The organism is Spirosoma migulaei, assembly GCF_054776855.1.
Window position 1 is genome coordinate 110,189 of record NZ_BAAHBG010000033.1, and the last position, 23,781, is coordinate 133,969.

Below are 23,781 nucleotides of genomic sequence, written 5' to 3' on the forward strand. Positions count from 1 at the left end.
CCAGATTGCTATTTTGGTTTTGGCAGACCAGCGCATGGCGTAAGGCAAAGGCAGTGAGTTGTATAAATTTACGAAAATGTTGGGTTCCGTTAACGACTGAATCTGAAATTGGAAATCAGCACAAGAAACGGATTTCCTTAATAGACTGTATTTCGTTCCATAAGTATTGCTTACTTTGTTACGTCCGAGCAGATAATTATGCTAAAGCGTTCTGTTTTTTTACTGGTATGGCTGGCTACAATAGCCTGTGAGCCCTTTGATCTAACGAAAAAAAACTTCCCTGTATGCGCGAAACCGTCGGCTTCGATTGGCTATACAGTTGGGCAGTTAGATGTTACTTTTTTTCTGGATAATCCCCAGGGCGACATTGGCGTTGCTGGCTGGGACCCGGGCGATAATAAAGGGAAAACCCGCGTTGGTACACGAGTAACGTACAGCTACGATCAACCTGGCACGTACACGATTACGCTCAGTATTGCCAATTCGTGCGATGATAAATTTACGGCTACCCGGCAAGTTACTGTCAGCAATTAACTCATTATGCGCCTACTTCTCCTCTTTTTTCTTTGCCTATTTCTGGTTTTGCCGGGCCAGGCGCAGGAGCGCGTCCGAAATGTTCGGATTTATGTGGTTGATTCTGTACAACTCGAAATTCGGTATGATCTCATTAATGCCCGTGCTGGCGACTCTGTCTATTTTGAGATACGTAGTCGCTTGCGGGGACCGTTACGCATACTGCCCGAATTTGTGCGGGGCGATGTAGGCACTCAGATTACGGCGGGGTCTGATCGACGGATTATCTGGGATGCGCTGGCCAATGGGTATTCATTAAATGAAGAAGTGCAGGCAAAGGTGCTTGTGAAAACAAGCATTCCGCTCGTTGCTTCCCAACCCACAACCCTACCAGAGCCCGTAGCCGTTCAGAAGCCGGTTGTGACAACGTCTAAACCGGAGCCTGTTCCGCCAAAACCAACAGCAAAAGAATCTGTCGTTCGTGAAGAACCCGTATCGAAAACGTCGACATCATCACGTAACCGAACAACTCGACCAAAACCATCCATTTTCGCAGCTGATTCTGTACCCTCGCAGCCAGTCACGCCCACGCCTGTGGTTGCTGTGCCGCCCTCTCAGCCACCGGCTTCAGTAGGGGTTTCAACGCCGGTTCCACAACAACCAGCCTCACAAACCACCGCCGTAGTGCAATCTGTTGAACCTGCCCCTACGGCTGCGGTAGCGGATACGGTTCGGCCTAAACGAATGCGCTATGCCGGACCCGCCTGGGCATTATTGTCGGCCGTGGCACCGGGTATTGGGAATATTTTTGTGCAACTGCCGAAACCCAAAATTGGCCTGCGTCCGTTATTGACGGTCGGCTGTTATGGGCTGATTGCCTATGGATTGGCAGAGCGGAAAAAATCGCAGGATGCCTTTGCCATTTACGAGGATCAGAAGAACGCGACGGCGGGGGAACCCTACTACCAAACTGCCAACGACCACCACCATCGGTATTTCATGGCTACCCGAGGTGCTGTAGTTGTGGCGGCTGCCGATGTGATTCTAACCTTTATTAAAGGCCTGCGTAATACTCAGATTCAGAAAGAAGCCCGGCGTATTGATGGGGTTTCACTTCGGCCCGGTCTTCAGGCCGGACAGATGACGGCTGTTGTACGGTACTCGTTTTAAATTTGACTGAGTGAAGTATTGAATGCCTCAAGTACGCTTCATTCAACATTCACTCAGTCACTCAGTCAAAATTCGTTCATTATGCGTCTGTTCCTGACAAGTAGCTTTATCGTTCTGGTATCGGTCATCAGCGTTGCGCAGTCGACGGGGCGACGTACAAAATCGGCAGTTTATTCGGCTTCCAGCGAATGGAAAAAAGTAACGCTTAAAGCAACCGCTCGATTGGCCACTGCCCGGCCTGTTAATACGCCAGCGGCCCCTGTTCCTCAACCGGTAGTCCAGCCCACTGAACAAGCGGAGCCTGCTCCTGTTATCACGTCGTCCAGTCCCGACTTTCGGCCCGCTTTTACAGGCGATTTTGCAACCAACCGGAATGGCTGGAAAGCGGGTAATCATGGGGATTACAATTATCAGATTGGGATGGGGCGTTACAGCATTCGAAAGCGTAATACAAACACCCAGCAAGTGGCGTTCAGTGCTGTTGAGTTGCCCACCGATATCAATCTGAACCGGGCTGATCTTTTCACGATAAAAGTTGATGTATTAGCCGATTCTGGTCAGGTTCCAACAGGTGGAGTGCTCTTTGGGGTAAAAGATTCGCTCAATTATTCGGCCTTTATGCTGAATGTGAAGGGCGAAGTATCGATTATCCGCGTGGCCAACGGAAAAACCTTTAGCGATTATATGCCCGGCGATTACTTCCTGCCCGGCGTGTCGGTTGAAAAGAACCGGAATAGACTGATGATTCAGCGCAAAGGAGAAACGCTACGATTTTACATTAACGCCCAGGAAATCCGAACGAGTCCCTACGCCTTCAAAATGCTTCCCGGAAATGGCATCGGGTTAGCCGCTTCGGGCTATTGGACATCGTTCCAGAAGCTAAGTGTAGTGTTGGGGAATTAGCGATTGGTGGAGTGAGTGTAGTAGTGTAGTTAGTGAAGTAAGTGTTTTTCCTACTGCATTTACTTCACTCATTACACTAACTACACTACTTTCACCAACATTAATTCCTCACCTGTTCGCCGTTTCGATTGATGGTCATGAGCTGGCCGTTGAGGAATACGGCGGCTGTGTTGCCGCGAAAGGGCGTAACGGCTTCAAATTCGGGCTGAATTACCCATTCGTCATCTTCATTAATGTAACCCCAGCGTCCTTTGCTACGGGCCCGTCGCCAGCCGCGTTCATCGGCTCCGAGTTCTACTTTGTCGTACGATTTGTTGCCGAAAGCTTCTTCGTATTTTCCCTGCCGGGCATCGGCTGGGGTAGCGGGCTTTGTTTCAGGCTCGGGTATAACGGGTTTCGCTTCTAGGGGCTTGTTTATAGGTTTGTCTTCGCGTTGAGGGACATCGGTCGAGGCAACGGTCGGTTCGTTTGGAGCAGCCGTTGGCGAATCGGTCGCTTCACTTGTTGGGGGTTCTTTATCGGGTTCCTGATGGCTTACTGTCGAAACCTCGGTTGGCTGTTCTTCCTGTCTCGAACTAGTTCTTTGTTCGGTTTTACGCTTTGGTTTTGGCTCAGGGGGGCGGGAGTTACTGCTTTTGATGAACCAATAAATGATGGCCAACAACACCATCGCGAATACAACGCCATAAACGCCACTCCGGTCGCGGGGAATCACATCTACCCGGACGGTGCTCAATGGATTGTTATTCGCATCAAAAAGGGTATAGTCTGTACTTTTCGTCGGTTTAACCCAGCCCCGATTAGTGGGCGACAGACCCTCTCCTAAATCATCAATTGTTACGGCCAGCAAATTCTCGACTTCCCAGGCCAGTGTTACGGATTGGCCCTTATGCACACGGGCAGGAGTAGCCGTAAAGGAGCGCACAATAGGCGGGGGCTCTGGCAGGCTAGATGACGTTGTTGGGACCGGTTGTTCAACCACTACAGGTGGTGGCGTAACAGGTGGTTTGATTGGCTCTGGATCACGAACCGTAATCTGTTGAGGCTCTGGTTTGGGTAATTCCGGTTCTGATTTGATTAACTCCTCAAACGTGTCGGGTTTAGCAATAGGAGCGACTACAGGTGCAGGAGGCACCACTACAACAGGCTCAACTGGTTTTGGAGCCGGAGTAGGAGCCAGACGTTGCAGGACAAGGGGAACCCAGCGATTCCGGACAAAATCCGCAGAGAGCTTTAACGAAGTAGCCGCATTGACAATCTGATTCAGATCCTGATCAATCAGGTGAGCGCGTGAAGGCTGAGCCAGACGGGCAATACGAGCCTGTATGTTTTGGAACAACAGGCTGTTATTGGCTACTTCCTGGCTTATTTCGTTTGCCCGCTTTAGCGCGTCGGTCAACGAAAGGCCTGCCTGTTGTGCATCCTGAAGGTAGCCGTTGGTTCGCCAAACGTCGGGCCCGTCGAGAACAATGGCTTCGCGAAGTCGGTCGGTCAGTTCGGTTTCAGTCATTGGATGGCGTTGAATAGAACGCTGATTGTTATGATTAATATGATTTAGGATGATCTTTAAATTAGTTTTTAAAATCATACCTGTTCTTAAAGATCATAAGAATCAGCGTTCTATTTGTTTTAAGAATATCGCATAAAGAGGGCAGTTGTCCAGGAAAGCTCCATACCACTTGCCCGTTCTTTTTCATAGTAATCAACCAGTCGCATGTTGTGGGTGCGCATCAGCGCAAGAATTTCCAGCGGATCGGATTGCCCTTCGTACAGGGGGGCAAAATTCAGTTCCAGTAAGACGGCTCCAACCCGTTTTTTCCGGAACAGTTCAGCTCCTCCGCGCAACACTGGAAGTTCAAAGCCCTGCGTATCAATTTTAAGTAAATCAATCTGTTCAATACCGTGTGTTGCACAGAAATGATCCAGCGTATCTACCTGAACGGATTCGGCCAAAATTAGCTTCTCTTCCGCAAATATATTTTCTGATTTGTTGACATTCATCGGAAGAAATGAACTCAGTTCCGATTGAGTGTAATTCCGAAACTCAGCAACGCCTGCCTGTTCCCCCAAGGCAAGCTGGTGAAGCTTTACCTGTGGACCGAACGATTGGCTTGCTAAGGCCGCAAAGGTAGCAGATGAGGGTTCAAACGCATGAATAGCTGGGCTGCGGAAGCAGCTTTTAAGTAGTTCTATGGTTTGCCCACGGTTAGCACCTATATCAAAACAAAGCGGATTTTCCTTGCGGACCACTACCTTCAGATCATACGTAAGGTCATGACCATTTACCGCGTTTGGATATCGACGAGCAACGAATAGGCCAAAGGCGGAAAAAACCGATTTTACGTAGTCAATTACCGTTTTATTCATGGTCGTCAAATGGGTCGGAATGCAGTATCCTGCAATAAACACCAAATTTCAGTCGAACGTCACCGTGTTCCGTCGATAATCCACGGAAATTTTACCAAACTTCGATAACGCCGACTGACCCAGCAGCAAAGGAGCCTTTGTACTACGCACTACATTGGCCGTCACATTTTCGAGAACCCGGTCGCCGATCTGCACGGATTTTAGCCGAATTAGATCACCGGGCGATAAGTCGCCATTTGCGTCTTCAAACCGCGACTGGCCTACAATATCATCTTCGGTAATTGTGCCTTGTTTCATCATGAACTCGGCTTCAGTGGAGGATATAGAAATCAGGCTGGCGCCGGTATCCAGAATGAATTTCATGGGATGGCCATTAATGATAACCGGGACTTTATAAACGCCTTTTTCTTTTTCCATAGCCACTTCCGTGGGGCCACTCCCAATTTGGGTTAGGGTTGGTTTTGGTATCGGGGCTGCTGTCTGGGCCGTTTGACTCCTGGGCTGATCTGCCTTACTATGTTTGCTTTTGCGCGGCTGATGACTTCCAGATCGTGAACATCCCGAACAACCTGACAGGTAAACGGTTATTGCGAACAGGCAGATGAATATAGTGAATCGGATAGCCAATGAGCTAACATGTGTGGTTTTCATACCTATGTAACGAATGAGCGACCCGGACAAGACGCCTGGGTACATAATTTTTTGACAGGATTACAGGATTAACAGAATTTTTGGTGGTAAAATCAATCCTGTTAATCCTGTAATCCTGTCAAAAAATGAGCATATCTCAGGCGTGGTGCTCTTCTTTCTTGTGGTATAACTTCTCAAAGATTTCAGCGACAGTGGTGATATAGACAATCCTCGCACTGCCATCGGCCTTGTTTATTCGTACCGAATCAATGCCTTTGTCTTCACGCGCCAGACTCCGTTTTCGAGCATTGCGGTCCCATCCCGACGCATCGTAATACGGGTGTGGGTAGCCGTATAGCTATTCTCACTCTCGCAGGCGGGTTCAATCATGTAGTTTCGATACGTCAGAAACCGTGCTAGACGGCCTGGTTCGGCTTCAAACCGGAACGAAGCTACCGATGGGTTTTCGGCGCTAACACTGAACCGGTAGGCCGATTCGGGGGAGAGTGAGCCGGATTTCTGGGATAGATCGAATTGTCCGTTTGGATCGGGTGGGGGGAAATAGAATACTTCCGAGCGGGTAGGGGCTGGTAGAGGCTCGGGCGCCTGAACGATGGGTGTTGGCTCCTGAATCTGAACGGGTTCAGGCGCTGTAACTGGCTCAACAATAGGTTCACTCGAGCGCACAACGGGCGCGGATTTTGGCGGGACATCGCCACTTTGTTTTTTCAGTTGCCGAATCACAACCAGCGGTTTATCAGTATCCAGTTCCCTGGCAATCGCGTCGTAAGCATCTGCTTTCTGACGATAATCGACTCGTACCGTGTTGACATTGTTACCAGAATTAGCCTTCTGGAATGATTCCAGGGAATTTCGCAGCCGATTGTTTTCCGCCAGTAACGCTTGCAATTCGGCCTGCGCTGACCGGTATAATAATAAATAAATGGCTCCTGCGCCGACCAACAATCCAACTAATCCACTGACGATCATCATCCAGAGTTGTTTTTCCTCTCGTTCCTTTCCTTCACGCTCTAGCTTGCCAATTTGAAAGGCTGCCGGGTCAATATCATTACCTGGCACCGCTTCAGAAACCAATGCACTTTCCGAAACCGTTGGGGTTGGCTCAGGGGCCACGGCGGGCGGCAGCATGCGGTCAATTTTAGCCAATATCTGCGCCTGTACCGATGAGTTGAGCGGCTTACCATAATTGTTGTCGGCTTTGTATCGAGCATAGAAAGTAGCTAACTGCTTCCGAATGGCCGCGTTTGCTTCTTCTGGCGACATCGTGTTAAAGGCCGCTGTGTTTTTTAGTTCACTCAGCTCCTGCATTTTTACGCCAACCTGATCCCAGCTCCCAACGGTGCGGATAATGGTCTGCGGATCGCACCCATCGCTGCAACTTAGTAACTGGGTATAAATGGTTTGCGCTTTCAACTGACCTTTTTCCTGGCTGATTTTACCAAAAACAGCAATGGCCACATCCTTCGTCATCGTATCAACCGCCGATTGGTTGATGCTCTGAGCGAAGGATCCGGTTGTAAGCAGAGTTAGTATAAAAAAGAGGATTGTTCGCATAAGTTTGTCATTCATAGTCATTAGTTGTCATTCATAGCCAGTGATTGTAATTTGTAACCATACATGACTACCAATGACAATTATTGACCATGAATGACCCTATTTTACGCTAATGCGTTGGCTAATTTGTTAATGGCGCCAATGAGTGGATAAAAGAACAACGTTTCTTCAATCGGCGCGCCAAGGGCGTCGGTCATGCCACTGTACTCCGCAGCCACATCGCCCTCTTTCCGTTGAATACCGTCCATAAGCGAGGTGTCCAGGTGCGTTCGTAGCTCCTGCTGCGCAATCACCAGCGACCGTGCCGATACATTCAGGTTTCTGACGAAACTAAACTGCTGGTTGATGGCGAAGAAGAAGTCGATGAACGCATTGGTTTCTTTCAGCAACGAGTCGATCACTTCCGGCTTGCGTAAGTCAGCGTACGTTAATGCCGAAAACTCGTCATTAAAGGTAGCCGGATAGACATAATTAATAGCCTCGGTATCAACCGGGCGGCTGTTGGCGGGCTGCATAAGTGCGCCTTTGCAGGTTACTTCTTTAGGGCCCTTACGTTCATAAAACAGCGTTAGTCCACTGGGATCGTACGTTTGATCGTATACTTTCTCGAAAATTGCCCGTGCCAGTTTACCCAGCATCTGATCGTCGGAACTAATGATAGTGAGCAGTTTCGAGCCCGTCCCGCTAAACGTAATGGCTCCCGGTAAACTGATATTCCGGTGTTTCATCAGCCGCGCAATATGGTAAAGCAGCGCCGAATAGAACAACACGAATACTACTTTCAGATCCTCATCTTTGGCTAGTATGCCGTTGAACGACAGCATACTTTTGGCTTTCACATCGTTGCTTTTTTCGATGGAGAACCAGAATGCCATAATGTCTTCCGACCGATTCGTATCCAGAATTCGCCGGTTGTTATCACTCAGGTTACCTAGGCTCTGGCTATCCAGCAATGTCTGAATCCGGTCGGCGTATTTGCGCACGAAACCGTTGTGACTGGCCGCACCGTATTCACTGAAGGCATCACCGTAGATGGCATTACCCGCAAACCGGAACGAGGTCAACAGCTTAGGCTCGTTGCGTTCATACACGACCACATCAGATGTGCCACCACCAATATCCACGTTAATAACAGGCCGGGCCGATGCACTCAACGTTGGATTCTGTTTGTAATAATAGAATGGAGCTACCGACTCCGACACCTCGCGCAATCGACCCGCCGACCCGCCAATATAGCGGTCATACAGCAACTGCCAGTCGGCACGGAGTTGACTCACCCGGCCGGGGGTCATACTGGCGGGGAAGAACCAGTACACTGTAGTTTGGGCCAGATTGCCACCTTCGGTCAGCACCTTATTCTTGATGAGCATCAGCAACTCTTCCAGGAAGGCCTCGACACGACGTTCGGTCTGGTCGCTGGTTTTGGCCCATTTTAAGTTGGTGGTGATGCGGTTGGAACCGGCCGGTTGCCGCTCTACGTAGAATGGAATATTGAAATCGGCGAGCGCCTGCGTCTGCTGATTGAAACTTAGATTCATCGGCTCGGCAATGGCCGTTCGTGTCGGGAAATTATCCGGGCGACCGGGACCGATAGTTGGCGGAACGAACTCCAGGTCGTACAGCAAAAACAACTCGAACAGGGCCGGATTGTACTGCGCCGGAGCTACTAAAGTAGCTACCTGTGGGGTTAGTTCGGCCACGTCGAACGGGCGGGGTGATCCCCCATCCACTTTGTATTCAACGTGGGTATTGGTTGTCCCAAAATCCACCGAAAACTCAAACTGCTTGCTACCGCCGTTATACAACTGCCAGCGCGGAATGAGCACCCCATTCATTTCACGGCCATCGCCACGAATGTTCGCCTGTAAGTAATCGAACTCCTCGCGCAGTACGTAATACACACTCGATCCATCCGTATTCTGTTGACGGACTGTGCGCTGATGCTTCGATTCCGCTTTTACCTCTGCATTGTCCTTCTGGCCGAAATAGGCCAGCTCATATTGGTTCTGGCTATCGAAACCCGATTCAATAAGCTGCACCCGATAATCGGCAGGTACAGTAACCGCACCCGACCGAACAAACGGATAGATGTTGACCGTAAATGAATTCTCGACAATGATGCCCTCGTTACTGGCTTCGTTCGGTGCACTTGAGGTGCCCGCTGTGAGACTATACACCCGTTCGAAGGTGACGAACTGGTTGCCGGGTTGGTTGGGCGCTGTGACCGGAATATCGAGCGTTACATTGATACCGCCCCCCTGTGGGGTCATCTTCAATCGAACCCGACCCGTGAGCAAATCATCGACATCGAAGAAGTCAAAGAAATCCTTTTTGAGCGGAAGCAGAAAGCCTTTGTCGGTAGCGGGCGTTTGTAGATTTCCATCGAAGAACCGACCCCGATCGGTTGGGAAGGGTAGCCGGATCAGGTAGGGCTCCAGCAAATCGCTGACCGTGAGCCAGGGATAATTTCCGGGCTGACCTGGTAAGGGACGCTGGTTGTCGCGCCACGACTCGCGGGCGTAGTAGGGCACCGGCGTATTCGAGTTCCACTGCGCCTGTGGTACGTACATGAACTGCCGGAAAAAGCGGTTTTGTAGCGCCATTGGCCGTGGTTGATTTGGATTCAGCCGGGCGTACTTATCAGACTTGATAATGAAATCACTGACTTTGTCGATTGCGCGGGCATCGGACTTTTTCTTACGAAGCGGGAAACCCAGTACTTCCACAATATCACCCGGTCCGGTGGTCAGTTCATCGAAATCCTGATCGAATTTTTCGCGTGTTAGCAACGGTTGCCCATTATGCGACTCGATATGTTCGTAGAACAAGCTCGGGTTTTGCTGCTGCAACAGACTGCGGCTTCGGTTCAGGTAGTCGTCTACTTCGCGGAAGCGGTCGCGGAAGTTGGGCATGAACTGCTTGATTGCGTACCAGAACTTCTGGTATTCAATGTCACGCTGGTGCAACGGACAAACGGATGCGTCGAACAGTCGGTCATTTCCCATCGACACATCGACCCAACTTAGATCGTTGCCTGAACTGAAAAACAACGTTTTGGGCGATGTTCCGCCAACCACCCGCCCCCGGTAGCTTAGTACGAACAGGCGGTTGATATCCCCGAAATTGTACTCGGGCGCATCCTGATCCAGAAAGAGTTTCAGCGCATCGCCAAGACGTTTGTGTCCCTGATTGGTCGACTGGCGAAGCCGATTGAGATCGGTTTGAACGTCGAAGGGGGTAATGGTGATGTAAGTCTTGAGCTTGTCGTAGTTGAAAAACAACTCACCCACATCCAGTGCGTCGGATACCACACGCTGATCGTTCATGGTGCCGCTCAGGTCGGGCCTAAGAGCCAGATTGAGGAAGGCCGAACGCACCAGATCCATCCGGGCAAATGGACTTGGAATAGAGGTGGGCTGTTTTATGGTTTGACCACCCTGAGGGTCACGAATGGCCGCAATCTGGTCGGTGCCCAGCGGTTTGCTGACGTACCAGTGCAGGCCGGGAGTAGGGTTATGTAAGCTGAATGTTGTTGGCATAAATAAGGGTCATTTGTTGTCATTGATGGTCATTATTTGTCATTAATTGTTAGACACCAGGAATGACAAGTAATGACCATCAATGACAACCTAATGACGTTTTAATAATCCATCACTTTAGGCAGTTTCTCGCGGACGAACTGGTCGGTTCCTTCCGAGAATAACTGAATGAATTTATCGGCTTCGCTGCCGTAGGCTTTTCCCTCGGCGGTTTTGTTGAGCGTCTGGTCGAAATCGTCTACGATGTCCAGTTTTACATCCGATTCCCCACCGAAAATACTGCGTTTTTTTGGCTCGAACCCCCGAACCGTATGGCCCAGATTGCCCGCATCGAGCAGGAAGGGCTCAAACGAACGTTTGTTCTCACGCATTTCGGACAGCCACTGCCGGAAAGCCGCATCGAAATTTTTGACGCTGTTGAAAAAGCCAGAATTCAGGAATGAAGTCGAAATGGTTGGATTGGCCTTTGACCACTGAACCGTGCCAGCCGCCTGCCGAATCCGTTGGCTCAGATACGTACTGAACAGCGCCATTTTGGACAGGGGTAAACTAATGAGTTGCTTGGTCGGATTGGCGAGATGGCCCAGCTGAATGCTGATGCTGTCCTGCTCGATACCAAACTCTTTGTAAACCGGGTTCGTTGGCTTGCCATTGGTGACCGATAGGCTACCATCGTCTATATTCATGAAATCGACAATGGCCAGAGCTGATGCCATTTCCACGAAGTGGGCTTCGTTTTTCTGCCCGCCTGCGCCGGGGTCGTAGGTATAGGCTTTCGTCTGATCGTCGCCGATGTAATAGAGCGCGTTTACGGATGGGTTCACACCCTTCTGGTAGTAATTGAGAGCCGCTTTGGTTTTGGCGATGAACGAAGCCGGATCAATCAGCTTGTTGTCGTTGGTGGTCAGGCTGAAATACGGCATCACCGATACCGCACCGATCTTGGCGTTGGTTAGAAAAGCCGGGTTCGGAATCTGTCCAATGGCTTGCGCTCCCCGAATATTTTTGAGCAGAATCGGGAAACCAGCCGCGCCGGTTCCACCAAAAATCGAACTGACAATAAAGATCCGGTCGTTGGCTCCGAAGTTCTCTGCAAAGGCCTGAAACACATCAGAGTAGCGGAACTGATTCAATACCGTACTCCCAATATTGGGGTTGCCTACAAACCCAATATCCATTTTGGTTTCCAGATTTTCCTCCGAAAACAGCAAACTGGCGAAGGCTTTACTGGGGCCATCTAAGCCCTCATAATTGATGTAATCCCGAAATTTTTCCTGCTGAACCCCCTGTAATTCAAAAACATAGGTATCAGCAATGGTGGCATTGCCCCCAATTGAACGGTTCAGGGTTTTAATCTCAGTGCCAAAAAAACCGGAAGTCGGTTTAGTTTGCAGAGCCGCCCGGATGTTGCCATACTCACGCAGCAAATCTTTGGTTCGGAGCAGGTCGTCATTGGTGGCATGGGGGTCCAGCACAATGGGGATCACCTCGTCTGTATTGTTGAGTTTAACCCCGGAGGCCAGCAAAAACGTCAGGGCTTTCAGCACCCGAGAACCCGTTCCGCCAATCGCGAAGACAAATAGTTTAGCCATAGTTGTTGGTTTGACGTTTGTAGTCTGATGTTTGAGGTTGGCTGACGCAGGATTCTGGACGCGTCAGCCAACCTCAAACATCAGACTACAAACTTGGAACTTACTTTGATGGCCACAGCATGGGCCGGTGTTTTGCGTTTTTACTGAAGTTCTTCATCACCATGGAGATAATGAAGAAAATGAGAGCGGTGAGTAAGGCCATTTCGAAGGCGTAACTCAAAAATACGCTGATGCCCTGATCGAATAAGGTTCCCTGATTGGGGTCGGCTTCGTCGCGCGGGATATCCTGATTCGCTTTTTGGTAACAGGTGACCAGCGTAATGATGAACAACAATAGCGCGCTTATGCCATCCATAAGCAGCCAGCTGCCCATGCCGCTGAAGCTCACCTTATTGAACGGCCAGATGTAGAATGCAAACGCAACTACAAAGGCCAGCCCGATAGCCGTCCAGGTAAGTGGTGATAACAGTTCTTCCTGATACAGATCTTCGAGCAGGTTGCCGTTAACAAACAGATTGTAAAAGTTATAGAGTGATTCTTCCATGTGGGATTAGTTTGATAAGTAAGGTTTGAGGTTAGTAGTTTGAGGTTTGAGGTTTGACGTTTCTCCAGCCTCGGCCAACTTCAAACTTCAAACTACAAACCTCAAACCTAGTTTAACTTAATAGTCAACGTAAAATACTCGGTTTGGTTGTTTGGGTTGTAAGCACGTTCGACACCTTGTAACAGGTTCTGAAGGCCAAATGTTGAGTTGGCATCGGGCGCGGCATCGTTGGTAGTGTTGGTATTGGCGATCCAGCGGGGGGGGAACTGCCGACGAAGCCGAATCGTTGCTGTACGCTCACCTCGCGCGGGTTTGTCTGTCGTCAGTACTAGTTTATGGGTAGTTCCATTAGCGCCAGAATACGTTTGTACCGCTGACACCTTGAAGTTGTCTTTCCCCTCTACGGCATACTGACTGGCATCCGTCAACAACGAGGCTGGCACCCGCAAGGCCGACAGATCAACGGCTACGGGAATCGTCAGGCTTTTGTCGGTTACGTCAGGCTGAATATCCGTAATGGCGTGAACCGCTTTGGCATGACTACGCACTTCGTCGTCAGACCGTTTGAAACGTCCTTTGCGAGCCGGGTCAGTTACCAATATGCTGTAGAATGGGGTAGTAGCTTTCTCATCTCGACCGAAGAACCACGAATCAGAAAAGCCCGGTAGCTGATCGAATCGACGGATGGTTTGGTAGGCCTGATCCTGGTAGAGCCGTTGCATGGTTTCATTACGACCAATCAGGCAGAGGTAATATGGACGTTCGCCCGTGTACTTTTTCTTGGCGTTGTTCCAGCTATAATACGTTCCGTCAAAATCGGCGTTGAATTTCAGCACCAGCATCGAGTGCGTACTGGCGTAAGGATTAAACACCGTTGTAAGTAGCGAACTGGCCGCATCCAGGGTTTTCTGAGCGCTCATGCCCGTCAGATTGGCGTCGGAATAAATCAGGTCTGATACTAAAATACTTAGATCGTCGCCGGAGGTGTTGCTGAGGATATCCGTGAAAATCTTCTCGAAGTCAGTACTGGTAGTTTTTCCTTTGGTCTTTGCTACTGTAAAGATGTTTTTCTCCTTGAAAAACTGCGGCAGTGTCAAGCCCAGATCATTAACTTCGGTGTTCACCACGAATAGCTTCCCCTGACCCGGATTGACCGCGTCGAACTCGGTCAACACATCATTGAGCGTACGTTTGAACGCGCCATTTCCGCCCGGAGCATCGTAGGGAAACATACTGCCACTGGCTTCCAGATAGAGTTTCAGCCGCATGGGTTTACTCGAAGCCACCGCACCCGACAACTTGACGGCAGGGGTTTTTCCTTCTTTCGCTAATTTGCGGTAGGTGCGATTACGTTTAATGTAAGCCAGCAGGGCCGATTCTTCGAGCTTACCATCGGGAGTGAGCAGGGCTGCCGTCTTTTTATCTTTGCCAAGTTCTTTACTTTCCTGTCCTACAAATACCCGAAGGGCATCGGCTTCGGTTACGTCGATGGTATTATCATCCAGTGCATCGCTAATTTGCTCGTCTAACTGGTCTGCTGAACTGGAACAGCCCGATAACCATCCCGCCGATACAACGAGAAGTACTAGTACATAAAAACGGGGGTGGGTCATGCAACGGTTAATTTTTCTTAAATTTCTATAGAACGTAACGAACCAGCGACCCATTTTATGTCAATCGGTACAGATTAACGATGAACGGACGTTTACCTTTGTAGTTCTGAATACGTAGTTCGGTGTCACCGAACAGACTTTGAATTCCCCAACATGACGTTTCGCCACTTTGTCGTAATTTTCTTACTGTCTCTCCCGATTCTTCTCCAAAACTGCGCGCAGGTGGCTCAACCACCTGGGGGTAAGAAAGATACCCTGGCCCCCAAATTAGTGAGCAGTATGCCCACTCCCCGCCAGTTGAACTACTCGGGGAAAACGATTGAACTGGAGTTTGACGAATACGTGAACAGCGAAAACCTCCAGCAAAAAATTACCATTACGCCCCAGGACAGCAATACGTTTGTCGTGAAATCGCTGCCCCTGGGTATCCGGTTAAACTTTAATAAGCCGTTCCTGCCCAATACAACCTATACCATTGATTTTGCCGATGGGATCAAGGACATTACGGAACGGAACATTGCCAAAAATACCAAAGTTGTTTTCAGTACGGGACCGGTTATCGACTCCCTTTTTCTGACAGGCAACGTGGTGGATGACGAAAGTCGCACGCCGTTATTAGGGTTTGTAGTGGGCCTGTTTGCCTCGACAGACACGCTACCCATTAACCGAAAACGTCCGCAGTACTTTGCCCGTACAGACAGCAGTGGCAACTTTCGCATAGAAAACGTAAAGGCGGGATTGTATAAAGTCTACGGCTTCGATGACAAAGACCTGAATCTGGTAAATAACACACCGGGTGAGCGGGTGGCCTTCCGGGATAGTGTCCTGAACTTTACCCACAACTATAGCGATGTGAATCTGGTAGCTTTCCGGGGCTATGGGAAGCCGCGCATTAGCCGACGTGAACGTACCGATGAAACCCTGGGGCTGGAATTGAGCAGTGGCATTGCCAGTTATAAGTTGCGCTATGGGAAGCCGATAACGACAACAGCTGTATCTACGTCGGGCGTATCAACATCAGGCATTTCTACCACGGCTACGTCTACCCCAGTTGCATCCACCACGACCGCCCTGGCGCCTTATACCGGGGATACGCTGGTGTCGTTTCTGGAAAATCCCAAGATGATTCGGCTTTTCCGGCCCGCCAACCGCGCGGCCGGTGATACGCTTCATCTGACCATTGTGGCTGAGGACTCCGTGGGAAACGTTACCGAACTTAGGGAGCGAATTTATTTTTCTCCCCTGAAAACCAAGGCTAAAAACAGAACGGCGCTAACGGCTCAGATAAACCCTCCGTCGGGCGAACCCATTGATAAAAATCTGGAATTCACGCTGGTATTTAACAAGCCGATCTTTCAGTTTAAGACCGACCTGATTATCATCGGCCCAGATAGTACGAAACCGCTCAAGCTCACGGCGGCAGATCTGACCTGGAGCAACAACAACTCGCGCCTGATTATCAAACGGCAATCCAATTTGCGCGATACGCTGCTGTTCAGGCTGCAAAAAGGCGCGTTCATAAGTGTCCAGGGCGATACAATGGCGCGGTATTCAGCGCGATATACAATTGCTGAAGAAGACAGCTACGGCCTGATTGCCGGTCGTGTTAGCCCCACTACGCTTGGCTCGGCAGGAAAGAATTTTATTGTAGAACTGCTGGATGAGAAGTACAACGTAATTCGAACGGCTTACGGCAACTCAAACTACAGTTTCGGTCGGCTCAAACCTGGTCTCTATCGCGTTCGCCTGATTGTTGACGCCAACGGCAACCGAAAGCGCGACATTGGTAATGTGCAAAAGGGGCTTCAGCCCGAACGGATCATTTACGCCCCCGGCACAGAGGAAAACGGCACAATACGGGTTAAGCAGAACTTTGAGTTAACGGATACTGATTTCTGAGTTGGAGGCAGTGCTGGCTAGCTACTTTACCCTCATAGAGTTATACTTTTCGCTGTTCTCACAGAGGCTGGTGAACGAGTAAACTCACTATCTTTGTTACGGGCCAAGCTAAGCGTACAACCATGACTTACCTACAATTATATCAGAAATATCAGACTTTACCACCTATTTATCAGGCGGAAGTCGCCGATTTTGTTGACTTTCTGGCTACTCGAAAATCACCTGATAAGCCCCTTGAACGAAAAATACCCGTATTTGGTAGTGCGAAAGGCCAATTTCAAATGAGTCCTGATTTTGATGCACTGCTGGACGATTTTGCTGACTATCAATAATGAATTTGCTGCTTGACACCCACACACTTATTTGGTTTCTCAACGGCAATGAAACAGACCTTTCAGCAAAGGCTAAACAACACCTTGCTCGGCTAACGTCTCCTATGTAAGCATCGCTTCGCTCTGGGAAATGGCCATTAAAATTCGGCTTGGTAGCCTTTCCTTCGAGCCAGGCTATGATAATTTACTGGCTTTGCTTGCTCTGAATGGTTTCGAGTTGTTACCCGTTACCTTTCAACACACGAGCCAATTACTCACCTTACCCATGCATCATCGTGACCCATTCGACCGGCTCTTAATTGCCCAAAGCATGACAGAAAACCTGTTACTCGTTACTGCTGATGCTCACATTCATCAATATGATGTTGATTGGGCTTGGTAATTAAGTCACTTTGTCCAGCGGGCTAATTCACAAACTCTACTGTTGACTAGCATCTGACCAAGGAGATGTGCAAGCTGTCTTCCGGACAATGGTGCACGAGCTTTTCAAGCGTTAGACCTCTACCCAACGATCCTTAGTGTTGATGGCTTTGCAAGAAACTTGACAAAACTCACGTAACTGATGCTTTTACACCCTCTGTAGATGTATGAAAAATTTTTAACTTACTGATAATCAATAGTTAAGAACTTTTAATTTTCGGGGGTTTGTTCGTGCGCGAACACGGTGGTGGTTGGGCTGCCGACTTTCCTGCGGGACGTGCCCTTGTCGACGGAAAGCTACCCACTTATAAGGTATCAATTAACGCACCTGAATGACTAAATATCAGATGCAATGTAACTTGCAAACGAGAGAAATTGGATTCATCAACTTGAAACCCAATCTCTAACCTGTCACAACCCAATCTGGCTATCCCTTCTTTATTTAGTTCAATCCTAAAACCTGTCCGACTCAATTCGGCATGTTGAATACCGTCATAACAGCCTTGACTTTGGCCATTTCGTTCACAATAAATCGGCTGGTCTGGTTCTTCAAATAGAGCGTACTGAAGCATAAAGACCTCTGTCGGCTGAATTGCATCATCGGCAAAAGCGACTATCGCAACTTCATCTTCTTCTTGGACAACAACTGTATTTGCCTGAAACTGAACTTTCATTCAAAACAAGTTTGGCTTGTCGCACACTACTTGGCAAACCCACTTTTGGGTCGCCCAGGTGGGGCGTTTCTCGTGTCAACCGCGACTCGCCGAACTAGACACCGCCCTGTCGCAGGACGTATCCCCTGTCACACGAGACCCAACCGCTACGTTATTAGCTGTTTCCAGCCACCCAACGGCCATGAGGGTTGTTGGTGAGCAAGTCACTAGACTGAACAACAGCCATTTAACCTTTACACCCTCATTTGGTTGGGCCTCCGGGACGTGCATCCTGTCACAGTTAAGCTACCCCATGCGGAGCGAGTCACAGCGCAACACATCCGCTTTTTAGACCCGTGCGAAGCCTCACACTATGTATCGTAATCCAATTTTACCAACGCTGGCTTTGGGGTGGTTGGCTTGTCGCGGAGGATGTAACAAACTCACTTTTGATTTGCCTACCTCTGGCGTTTCTGGTGTCGCAGGCAACCCAAAAAAGCCGCTATCTCAGGCGTTCACTTTGTCGACCGGAAGCCGGCCAACGAGCCAAACAGCCCGACTTCGAGACGTGCTAGCTGTCAGACGCGACCCGACACCCCAAAGAGCTGCTGAGTGATGGCAAGTTATACTCCACATGAGCCGCGTCTCACCTTTACACGCCTGTATTTATTAGGTCGTCCACTTTCCTATAGGCCGTGCTTCCTGTCGAAGAGAAGGCACCCTACCTAGAGTGGTTTGCCAGATTAAGTACCGACTTATACATACTATATGCTCAAAAATAGCCCGAATAATCATTACGATAAGTTACTTTTTATTGACATAAATAAATTAATAAAGATGCAATGATAAAATATACAACACTTATCTCTTTCATTGTATATAAAATATATAGGAATTTATAATCTTATATATTTATATAGTATACTTATTTTTATAAATATTTTGTAAATATTAGTATTTATCAATAAAATTGGGGCGATAAAAAGGAACTACTAACAACCCTGAAGGTAGTCAGTGTAGATGATTCTAAAAGAATCGAAATGACACCATACAGTCCTTGTATATAGTAGAGAAGTATTCAATAGTACCCTAACAAACCCATGAAATATATTTGTTTATTACTTCTTTATCTATCCATCAGTACAAGCTCATTCAGTCAATCGACTGCTACAAAACTTAAAAAAGCCGCAAATTATCAGAAGCCGTGGACAAGCTACCAGTTTGATGCTGACATGTCTATTATGAACGGTCAACACCTGGTATCAACTGCTTTCGTGCAGCAAAGCAATATCTTGATGGCTATTACAGAGCCAATAGCCCGCAAAGGGGACCTGATGCTAATAAAGGATTCCGACATATATATCAGAGCTAAACACGCGGCCAATACAATCCCAATCAATGCGAATGGACATCTGATGAGTCCAATATATTACGCTGACTTACTGAATCTGAATTGGCAACGGGACTATAGAATTCAGGAATCATCATCAGATAAAGCAAAACTCTATGTCGGATTGGTGGCAAAAAAACCAGCTACTCTATACAGTAGGGTAGAGCTATGGATGGACACTAAAACCTATCAGCCACTCGAATCAAAGGTCTACCTTCAATCAAAGACCTTATTTAAACTAGTAAAATTTGATAAGGTAAAATCAATCAATGGGCGAAAAATAATAACCCAAATTCGATTCCTTAATGCTACTAATCAAGAAGAGGACGTGATTACGCTAAAAAATATCAAACCAAGAATAACATTTCCATCAAACTATTTTAATCCTCAAAAATTAGGCGACATAGCAAAGCAATTCGACAAGAGTAAAGATTAGTAATGCACCTGTGTACTATGAATGAAAATATACGAAAGCACAAGAAGTTCATTAAAAAGCAAATCGCCGAAGAAATAAATGGGAAATACGTGTACTTACAACGGATGTATATAGCCTATCATTCCGATGAAGAGCATTACACGAAAAATGTGATATTCTCTGAAATGCTTCATGGCGATAAGCCGCTTACTTATATAGCTTCTTATCTACTGGACTGCATTAATATAGCCTTCAAAATGCACCAAAAAGTAGCAGAATATAATGGATTTCTGAACAATATAAATAAATTAAACATATTGCTTGGAGATATGCTCTTTGTAATATGTTATAAAAAATGTTTTGAAATAGACGAATTTGAATGTTTTAAACATGCTAATAAATACGTAAAAGATAAATATGAAAAGTCAATAGTCTATGAAAATTTATTAATTGATAGTATTGACGATTATATTAACTATTCAAACTATAAAAAAGGGGATTTAAATATATTGTCATTTAAAATTGCCTGTTTGTTGAGTAAAACAAATAAAGAAATTGCCGAATCTGATTTAAATGAATTGGGTAAAAATATTGGCATACTAGAGATGATAATTACCGATATGAAGGACATAATAAATATCAACAAAAATAAAGCTCCTTATAACAATTTATTTTATGTGTTGGAGAGAAAGTATAAAGGAATAGAGAGTTTCAGTACTTTTGAAAACAAAAAAAATAGATATAAAGAATATAAAAATCAAATGCAATATATAATAAATCATTTATTAAACGATTGTACAGAATTTTTCAATTCAGTATTTGATGAGACTTTAATGATAATATATACATTAAACGTAGATGCGATTGATCCTATCCTAGAATACACCCAAAACCTAAAAATAGGCTACGATAAAGAGATCAGTTATATGTTAGATTATGACAATCTAATTTATAACAAAATAATCTAAATGAATGAGTTCTACTACACTAGTATTAAAAGGTACTATGAAGCTAAAAGCTATCTTAAGTTTGATTAGACCCAGAACAATTCTTTGGGTATCAGTAGGTTCTGCTTATGGTTTTGCCACAGTTCTACTTGGTCATTTCCCACCAAAAGAGTTTACATTATTTGTTATAAGTGCTTGCCTGTGTCATGCTGTAGCCATCATCTGGAATGATATAAGCGATATAGAAATAGACAGAGCAAGTGAAGAAAAAATTAAACGGGAGAGACCTTTAGTATCAGGTGTATTATCAAAAGGAGAAGCTATAGCCATTTCAATTGTCTTATATACATTAGCTCTTCTAATTGGTGGATTGCATAGTAATCTTTTATTGTCTTTCATTATTGGAGCGGGCATACTTTGCTATTCCTATTCATTTAAACCATTATACTTATCAGGCCATACCTATTCAAGTGTACTATTCTGGGTTATTAGCGGTATTATATCTTATATATTTCTAACCCTATTTCTATCGAATGAATCAGTCACTAAAATTTTTGATCTGAATTTTTACGGCAACAATAAAATGCTAATCTCTACAAGAGGCATCATGTTTATCATATCGACTATTTTATATATAGGAATTGGCTATATTTTATCCAAAGACCTTAGAGATTTAGACACTGATTTGCTAGGAGGGAAGCTCACCTTCGCGAATACAATAAACTTAAAAGTAACATTGAATATATTACTTACATTATCATTTATTGGTATACTATTATGGAATTCTATATTCATTACTGAAGGAGCCTTTATGAGCAGTGTCTTTCCCATATGTTTTTTGTGTTTAAGCTTTTCCAGCATCCTAGAAATATATGCAACAGTTAGTAGTATGTTAAAAAATGGATTTGACAAAAAGAGTGCAATCAGTATGAGCATAAATTGGATGGATAATTATCTACTATTACAGCTCTTCACCATCTTATCATTTGCCAAATGAAAAAACGTGTCGTTATATCAGGTGTAGGCTGTATTACGCCAATAGGGAATAATATATCTAATTTTTGGAATTCATTAAGTGCTGGCAAGAGTGGTGTAGCAGAGCTTACTAGATTTGAATCAAAAACAGGTATTAATACAGTTTCCGAAATAAAGAATTGGAACCCATTAGATTCTTTCGAGAAAAAAGAAGTAAAGCGATATACCCGTCATAATCTATTTGCTTTAAAGGCAGTAGGAGACGCAATTCATGATGCAGGACTAGATTTAAATACTGTCGATAAAAGACGATTTGGTGTCATATTCTCGTCCATATTTGGAGGAATTGAAGCATTAGAGAACGACTTGGACTTTTTTGGGGAAGCCAATAAAACCTATAATAGTTATCTCATCCCTAATCTATGCCCAGACATTACAACTGGTGTGATCAGCATAAAGTATGGATTAGAAGGTATTAATTATGCCATAGGCACTGCCTGTTCATCCTCGCTTGATGCTATAATCGAAGCCTATAAGATCATTGCTGCTGATGAAGCAGACTACATGATCGCCGGTGGCACGGAAGCGCCTATCACAAAAAACGTGATACACGGATTTGCTTCCATGAAAGCCTTATCGACTAAAAAAGATAATGTAAGTGAGTCATCTAAGCCATTCGACAGGAATAGAGATGGTTTTGTGTTAGGTGAAGGAGCTGGTTGTGTGGTCGTAGAAAGCTACGAATCGGCAAAACAGCGTGAAGCCACGATATACGGTGAAATAATCGGGTTTGGTCGAGCGACTGACATCTATCATATAACGAGTCCAGATCCATCCGGAAAAAGCGGATATGAAGCCATGAGTAATGCCATTAAAATGGCTAGCCTGGATGCAAACGGCATAGACTATATAAGTGCTCATGCGACAGCTACACCATTGGGTGATATATCGGAAGCCAATGCGATAGAAAAGCTCTTTGTAGACCAGCTCAGTACAATTAGGGTTAGTGCAGTCAAATCAATGACAGGGCACATGATGAGTGCTTCTGGAGCTGTGGCAACCATAGCCACACTATTGTCCATGAAATTTGATACGGCCATACCGACGATGAATCTTCAGGAACTAGACAATCGAATAAATCCAGCCATTGATTTTCTTCCCAATCGACTTGGTGAGCCTATCAATCTATCCACCTGTTTGATTAATGCATTTGGGTTTGGTGGTAAAAACGCTTCGATAATCGTCAGGAAAATTAACCCTTAGTTACCCCAGATGTTATGATTGGAAATTTACAAAGCAATTTTGATCTAGAATTTGAGGAGTTTGAAAAATACTATTCAAGTATCATCGACCATGAACATGATAATATCAATAAGACATGGATCTACCTGGACGAAAATAGAGGGAAACGAATTAGACCCATGATGTCCTTATTGATATGTGGTGTTATTAGTGGATCTATAAAAAACAATTATTCCGTTGCCGCTTTAATAGAAATCATTCATACCTGTAGCCTAATACAAGATGATATTATTGACAAAGCCTCACATCGAAGAGGATTAAGAACAATCAATAAAATAGCTGGAAATAAATTCTCATTATACTTTAGCATGTTCATTTCCACCCACTACATTCATTATTGTGCGTTATCGGATGGGAAACGATTATTAGATAAAGTCTATGGGAGCCTACAGGAAATGATTGATGCTGAAATTCAGCAGGCAAAACGAAGTCTTTTCACAAGATTTTCGGATGATGAATATTATGAAATCATCAAAGGTAAAACGGCTTCATTGTTTAAAATCTCCTTTGAACTTGGAGCATATTCCTGTACCAATGATGAAGACACCCTTAAAATAGCGGCCAGAATTGGTAATAATATTGGAATTGCTTTTCAAATATTAGATGATATATCCGACTTTGTGGGTGGGAATGGGAAAGAACGCTTTAATGATATATATGAAGGTAAGATCACTCTTCCGTTAATGGTTGTCTTAAAGCAAAGTAATTTTCTTGAGAAAATGTACTTGTTGTTTATTGTTCGATTCCTGCCAAGAAAAAGTGTTTCTCATTCAATAATTGAACGATATTTAAAGAAATATAATGGAATTGAACAGGCTATAGATAAGGCATGTGGATTTATAGCAGAGAGTGAAACCCTCATACATAAATTTCCTGATTCGATTTATAAAGACAAATTAATAAATATTCTAGAGACAATGCATACTAAATAACATCAAGGCAGTTTGTAATGAGTGTATTTCATTTTTCCTCTCGAATTTAATATGATGCAAAAACTACTTT

Annotated in this window: 21 protein-coding genes; 12 read left to right on the forward strand and 9 right to left on the reverse strand. The window is 45.9% G+C overall.

The annotated features are described in order from the left end of the window. The first annotated feature begins 198 nt into the window (after nt 1-198). The 3 genes from ACYVGO_RS30240 to ACYVGO_RS30250 all read left to right on the forward strand — a co-directional run bounded on the left by ACYVGO_RS30240 (nt 199) and on the right by ACYVGO_RS30250 (nt 2,586). Complete coding sequence (locus ACYVGO_RS30240) at nt 199-534, forward strand: PKD domain-containing protein (RefSeq protein WP_142774744.1); 336 nt, start codon at nt 199-201, stop codon at nt 532-534. A 6-nt stretch (nt 535-540) separates the two neighbouring features. Further along, entirely contained in the window at nt 541-1,683 is a 1,143-nt protein-coding gene (locus tag ACYVGO_RS30245; protein WP_460972508.1) for a hypothetical protein, read from the forward strand. 81 nt (nt 1,684-1,764) lie between these two features. Further along, nucleotides 1,765-2,586 (forward strand): hypothetical protein, encoded by an 822-nt coding sequence (locus ACYVGO_RS30250; protein ID WP_142774742.1) that lies wholly within the window; start codon nt 1,765-1,767, stop codon nt 2,584-2,586. A gap of 100 nt (nt 2,587-2,686) precedes the next feature. On the opposite strand, the gene ACYVGO_RS30255 is transcribed toward ACYVGO_RS30250, so the two are convergent. From ACYVGO_RS30255 to ACYVGO_RS30290, 8 genes are all read right to left on the reverse strand, one after another. Further along, on the reverse strand, nt 2,687-4,096 hold the full coding sequence (locus ACYVGO_RS30255) for a WG repeat-containing protein (protein WP_460972509.1): 1,410 nt from the start codon (nt 4,094-4,096) through the stop codon (nt 2,687-2,689). A 119-nt stretch (nt 4,097-4,215) separates the two neighbouring features. After that, a complete protein-coding gene (locus ACYVGO_RS30260) occupies nt 4,216-4,953 on the reverse strand; it encodes an FkbM family methyltransferase (protein WP_460972510.1) in 738 nt (245 codons plus the stop codon). Nucleotides 4,954-5,001: 48 nt separating this feature from the next. Further along, nucleotides 5,002-5,604: a retropepsin-like aspartic protease family protein gene (locus ACYVGO_RS30265; RefSeq protein ID WP_460972511.1), complete on the reverse strand. Its 603-nt coding sequence runs from the start codon at nt 5,602-5,604 to the stop codon at nt 5,002-5,004. Nucleotides 5,605-5,835: 231 nt separating this feature from the next. Then, nucleotides 5,836-7,158, reverse strand: a complete 1,323-nt coding sequence (locus tag ACYVGO_RS30270; RefSeq protein ID WP_460972512.1) for a hypothetical protein — start codon at nt 7,156-7,158, stop codon at nt 5,836-5,838. Nucleotides 7,159-7,262: 104 nt separating this feature from the next. Further along, nucleotides 7,263-10,697, reverse strand: coding sequence for a hypothetical protein (locus ACYVGO_RS30275; RefSeq protein ID WP_460972513.1), 3,435 nt, complete (start codon nt 10,695-10,697; stop codon nt 7,263-7,265). 101 nt (nt 10,698-10,798) lie between these two features. Continuing rightward, nucleotides 10,799-12,289, reverse strand: a complete 1,491-nt coding sequence (locus ACYVGO_RS30280; RefSeq protein ID WP_142774736.1) for a hypothetical protein — start codon at nt 12,287-12,289, stop codon at nt 10,799-10,801. 100 nt (nt 12,290-12,389) lie between these two features. Next, nucleotides 12,390-12,833, reverse strand: a complete 444-nt coding sequence (locus ACYVGO_RS30285; RefSeq protein ID WP_142774735.1) for a hypothetical protein — start codon at nt 12,831-12,833, stop codon at nt 12,390-12,392. Between the two features lie 107 nt (nt 12,834-12,940). Then, nucleotides 12,941-14,446: a hypothetical protein gene (locus tag ACYVGO_RS30290; RefSeq protein WP_142774734.1), complete on the reverse strand. Its 1,506-nt coding sequence runs from the start codon at nt 14,444-14,446 to the stop codon at nt 12,941-12,943. A 153-nt stretch (nt 14,447-14,599) separates the two neighbouring features. On the opposite strand from ACYVGO_RS30290, the gene ACYVGO_RS30295 reads away from it, so the two are divergent. The 3 genes from ACYVGO_RS30295 (at nt 14,600) to ACYVGO_RS30305 (ending at nt 17,059) form a co-directional block, all read left to right on the forward strand. Beyond that, the gene (locus tag ACYVGO_RS30295; protein ID WP_460972514.1) at nt 14,600-16,345 is read left to right on the forward strand and encodes an Ig-like domain-containing domain; all 1,746 of its coding nucleotides are present in this window, start codon (nt 14,600-14,602) and stop codon (nt 16,343-16,345) included. 122 nt (nt 16,346-16,467) lie between these two features. Further along, nucleotides 16,468-16,677, forward strand: a complete 210-nt coding sequence (gene vapB / locus ACYVGO_RS30300; protein ID WP_460972515.1) for a type II toxin-antitoxin system VapB family antitoxin — start codon at nt 16,468-16,470, stop codon at nt 16,675-16,677. Nucleotides 16,678-16,789: 112 nt separating this feature from the next. Further along, the gene (locus ACYVGO_RS30305; RefSeq protein ID WP_460972812.1) at nt 16,790-17,059 is read left to right on the forward strand and encodes a type II toxin-antitoxin system VapC family toxin; all 270 of its coding nucleotides are present in this window, start codon (nt 16,790-16,792) and stop codon (nt 17,057-17,059) included. Nucleotides 17,060-17,402: 343 nt separating this feature from the next. Here ACYVGO_RS30305 and ACYVGO_RS30310 read toward each other — a convergent pair whose 3' ends face one another. After that, nucleotides 17,403-17,771, reverse strand: a complete 369-nt coding sequence (locus ACYVGO_RS30310) for an Imm10 family immunity protein (RefSeq protein ID WP_460972516.1) — start codon at nt 17,769-17,771, stop codon at nt 17,403-17,405. A gap of 16 nt (nt 17,772-17,787) precedes the next feature. Here ACYVGO_RS30310 and ACYVGO_RS30315 point away from each other — a divergent pair, with 16 nt between their 5' ends. The 6 genes from ACYVGO_RS30315 (at nt 17,788) to ACYVGO_RS30340 (ending at nt 23,711) form a co-directional block, all read left to right on the forward strand. Next, nucleotides 17,788-18,102 carry a hypothetical protein gene (locus tag ACYVGO_RS30315; protein ID WP_460972517.1) on the forward strand — a complete coding sequence of 105 codons (315 nt, stop codon included), beginning with the start codon at nt 17,788-17,790 and terminating at the stop codon, nt 18,100-18,102. A gap of 748 nt (nt 18,103-18,850) precedes the next feature. Continuing rightward, nucleotides 18,851-19,576 carry an outer membrane lipoprotein-sorting protein gene (locus ACYVGO_RS30320; protein ID WP_460972518.1) on the forward strand — a complete coding sequence of 242 codons (726 nt, stop codon included), beginning with the start codon at nt 18,851-18,853 and terminating at the stop codon, nt 19,574-19,576. 17 nt (nt 19,577-19,593) lie between these two features. After that, entirely contained in the window at nt 19,594-20,523 is a 930-nt protein-coding gene (locus ACYVGO_RS30325; protein WP_460972519.1) for a hypothetical protein, read from the forward strand. 4 nt (nt 20,524-20,527) lie between these two features. Then, the gene (locus ACYVGO_RS30330) at nt 20,528-21,499 is read left to right on the forward strand and encodes a UbiA family prenyltransferase (RefSeq protein ID WP_460972520.1); all 972 of its coding nucleotides are present in this window, start codon (nt 20,528-20,530) and stop codon (nt 21,497-21,499) included. After that, nucleotides 21,496-22,740 carry a beta-ketoacyl-[acyl-carrier-protein] synthase family protein gene (locus ACYVGO_RS30335; protein WP_460972521.1) on the forward strand — a complete coding sequence of 415 codons (1,245 nt, stop codon included), beginning with the start codon at nt 21,496-21,498 and terminating at the stop codon, nt 22,738-22,740. Before ACYVGO_RS30330 ends, ACYVGO_RS30335 begins: the two co-directional genes overlap by 4 nt. A 14-nt stretch (nt 22,741-22,754) precedes the next feature. Next, nucleotides 22,755-23,711 (forward strand): polyprenyl synthetase family protein, encoded by a 957-nt coding sequence (locus ACYVGO_RS30340; RefSeq protein WP_460972522.1) that lies wholly within the window; start codon nt 22,755-22,757, stop codon nt 23,709-23,711. Nucleotides 23,712-23,781 lie beyond the last annotated feature (70 nt).

Bases quoted from the DNA above. Each gene is read 5' to 3' on its own strand.
- ACYVGO_RS30255 (WP_460972509.1), bottom strand. From the start codon at position 4,096: ATGACTGAAACCGAACTGACCGACCGACTTCGCGAAGCCATTGTTCTC.
- ACYVGO_RS30310 (WP_460972516.1), bottom strand. From the start codon at position 17,771: ATGAAAGTTCAGTTTCAGGCAAATACAGTTGTTGTCCAAGAAGAAGAT.
- ACYVGO_RS30320 (WP_460972518.1), top strand. From the start codon at position 18,851: ATGAAATATATTTGTTTATTACTTCTTTATCTATCCATCAGTACAAGC.
- ACYVGO_RS30290 (WP_142774734.1), bottom strand. From the start codon at position 14,446: ATGACCCACCCCCGTTTTTATGTACTAGTACTTCTCGTTGTATCGGCG.
- ACYVGO_RS30245 (WP_460972508.1), top strand. From the start codon at position 541: ATGCGCCTACTTCTCCTCTTTTTTCTTTGCCTATTTCTGGTTTTGCCG.
- ACYVGO_RS30250 (WP_142774742.1), top strand. From the start codon at position 1,765: ATGCGTCTGTTCCTGACAAGTAGCTTTATCGTTCTGGTATCGGTCATC.
- vapB (WP_460972515.1), top strand. From the start codon at position 16,468: ATGACTTACCTACAATTATATCAGAAATATCAGACTTTACCACCTATT.
- ACYVGO_RS30285 (WP_142774735.1), bottom strand. From the start codon at position 12,833: ATGGAAGAATCACTCTATAACTTTTACAATCTGTTTGTTAACGGCAAC.
- ACYVGO_RS30335 (WP_460972521.1), top strand. From the start codon at position 21,496: ATGAAAAAACGTGTCGTTATATCAGGTGTAGGCTGTATTACGCCAATA.
- ACYVGO_RS30240 (WP_142774744.1), top strand. From the start codon at position 199: ATGCTAAAGCGTTCTGTTTTTTTACTGGTATGGCTGGCTACAATAGCC.
- ACYVGO_RS30265 (WP_460972511.1), bottom strand. From the start codon at position 5,604: ATGAAAACCACACATGTTAGCTCATTGGCTATCCGATTCACTATATTC.
- ACYVGO_RS30270 (WP_460972512.1), bottom strand. From the start codon at position 7,158: ATGCGAACAATCCTCTTTTTTATACTAACTCTGCTTACAACCGGATCC.
- ACYVGO_RS30275 (WP_460972513.1), bottom strand. From the start codon at position 10,697: ATGCCAACAACATTCAGCTTACATAACCCTACTCCCGGCCTGCACTGG.
- ACYVGO_RS30295 (WP_460972514.1), top strand. From the start codon at position 14,600: ATGACGTTTCGCCACTTTGTCGTAATTTTCTTACTGTCTCTCCCGATT.
- ACYVGO_RS30330 (WP_460972520.1), top strand. From the start codon at position 20,528: ATGAGTTCTACTACACTAGTATTAAAAGGTACTATGAAGCTAAAAGCT.
- ACYVGO_RS30325 (WP_460972519.1), top strand. From the start codon at position 19,594: ATGAATGAAAATATACGAAAGCACAAGAAGTTCATTAAAAAGCAAATC.
- ACYVGO_RS30280 (WP_142774736.1), bottom strand. From the start codon at position 12,289: ATGGCTAAACTATTTGTCTTCGCGATTGGCGGAACGGGTTCTCGGGTG.
- ACYVGO_RS30260 (WP_460972510.1), bottom strand. From the start codon at position 4,953: ATGAATAAAACGGTAATTGACTACGTAAAATCGGTTTTTTCCGCCTTT.
- ACYVGO_RS30340 (WP_460972522.1), top strand. From the start codon at position 22,755: ATGATTGGAAATTTACAAAGCAATTTTGATCTAGAATTTGAGGAGTTT.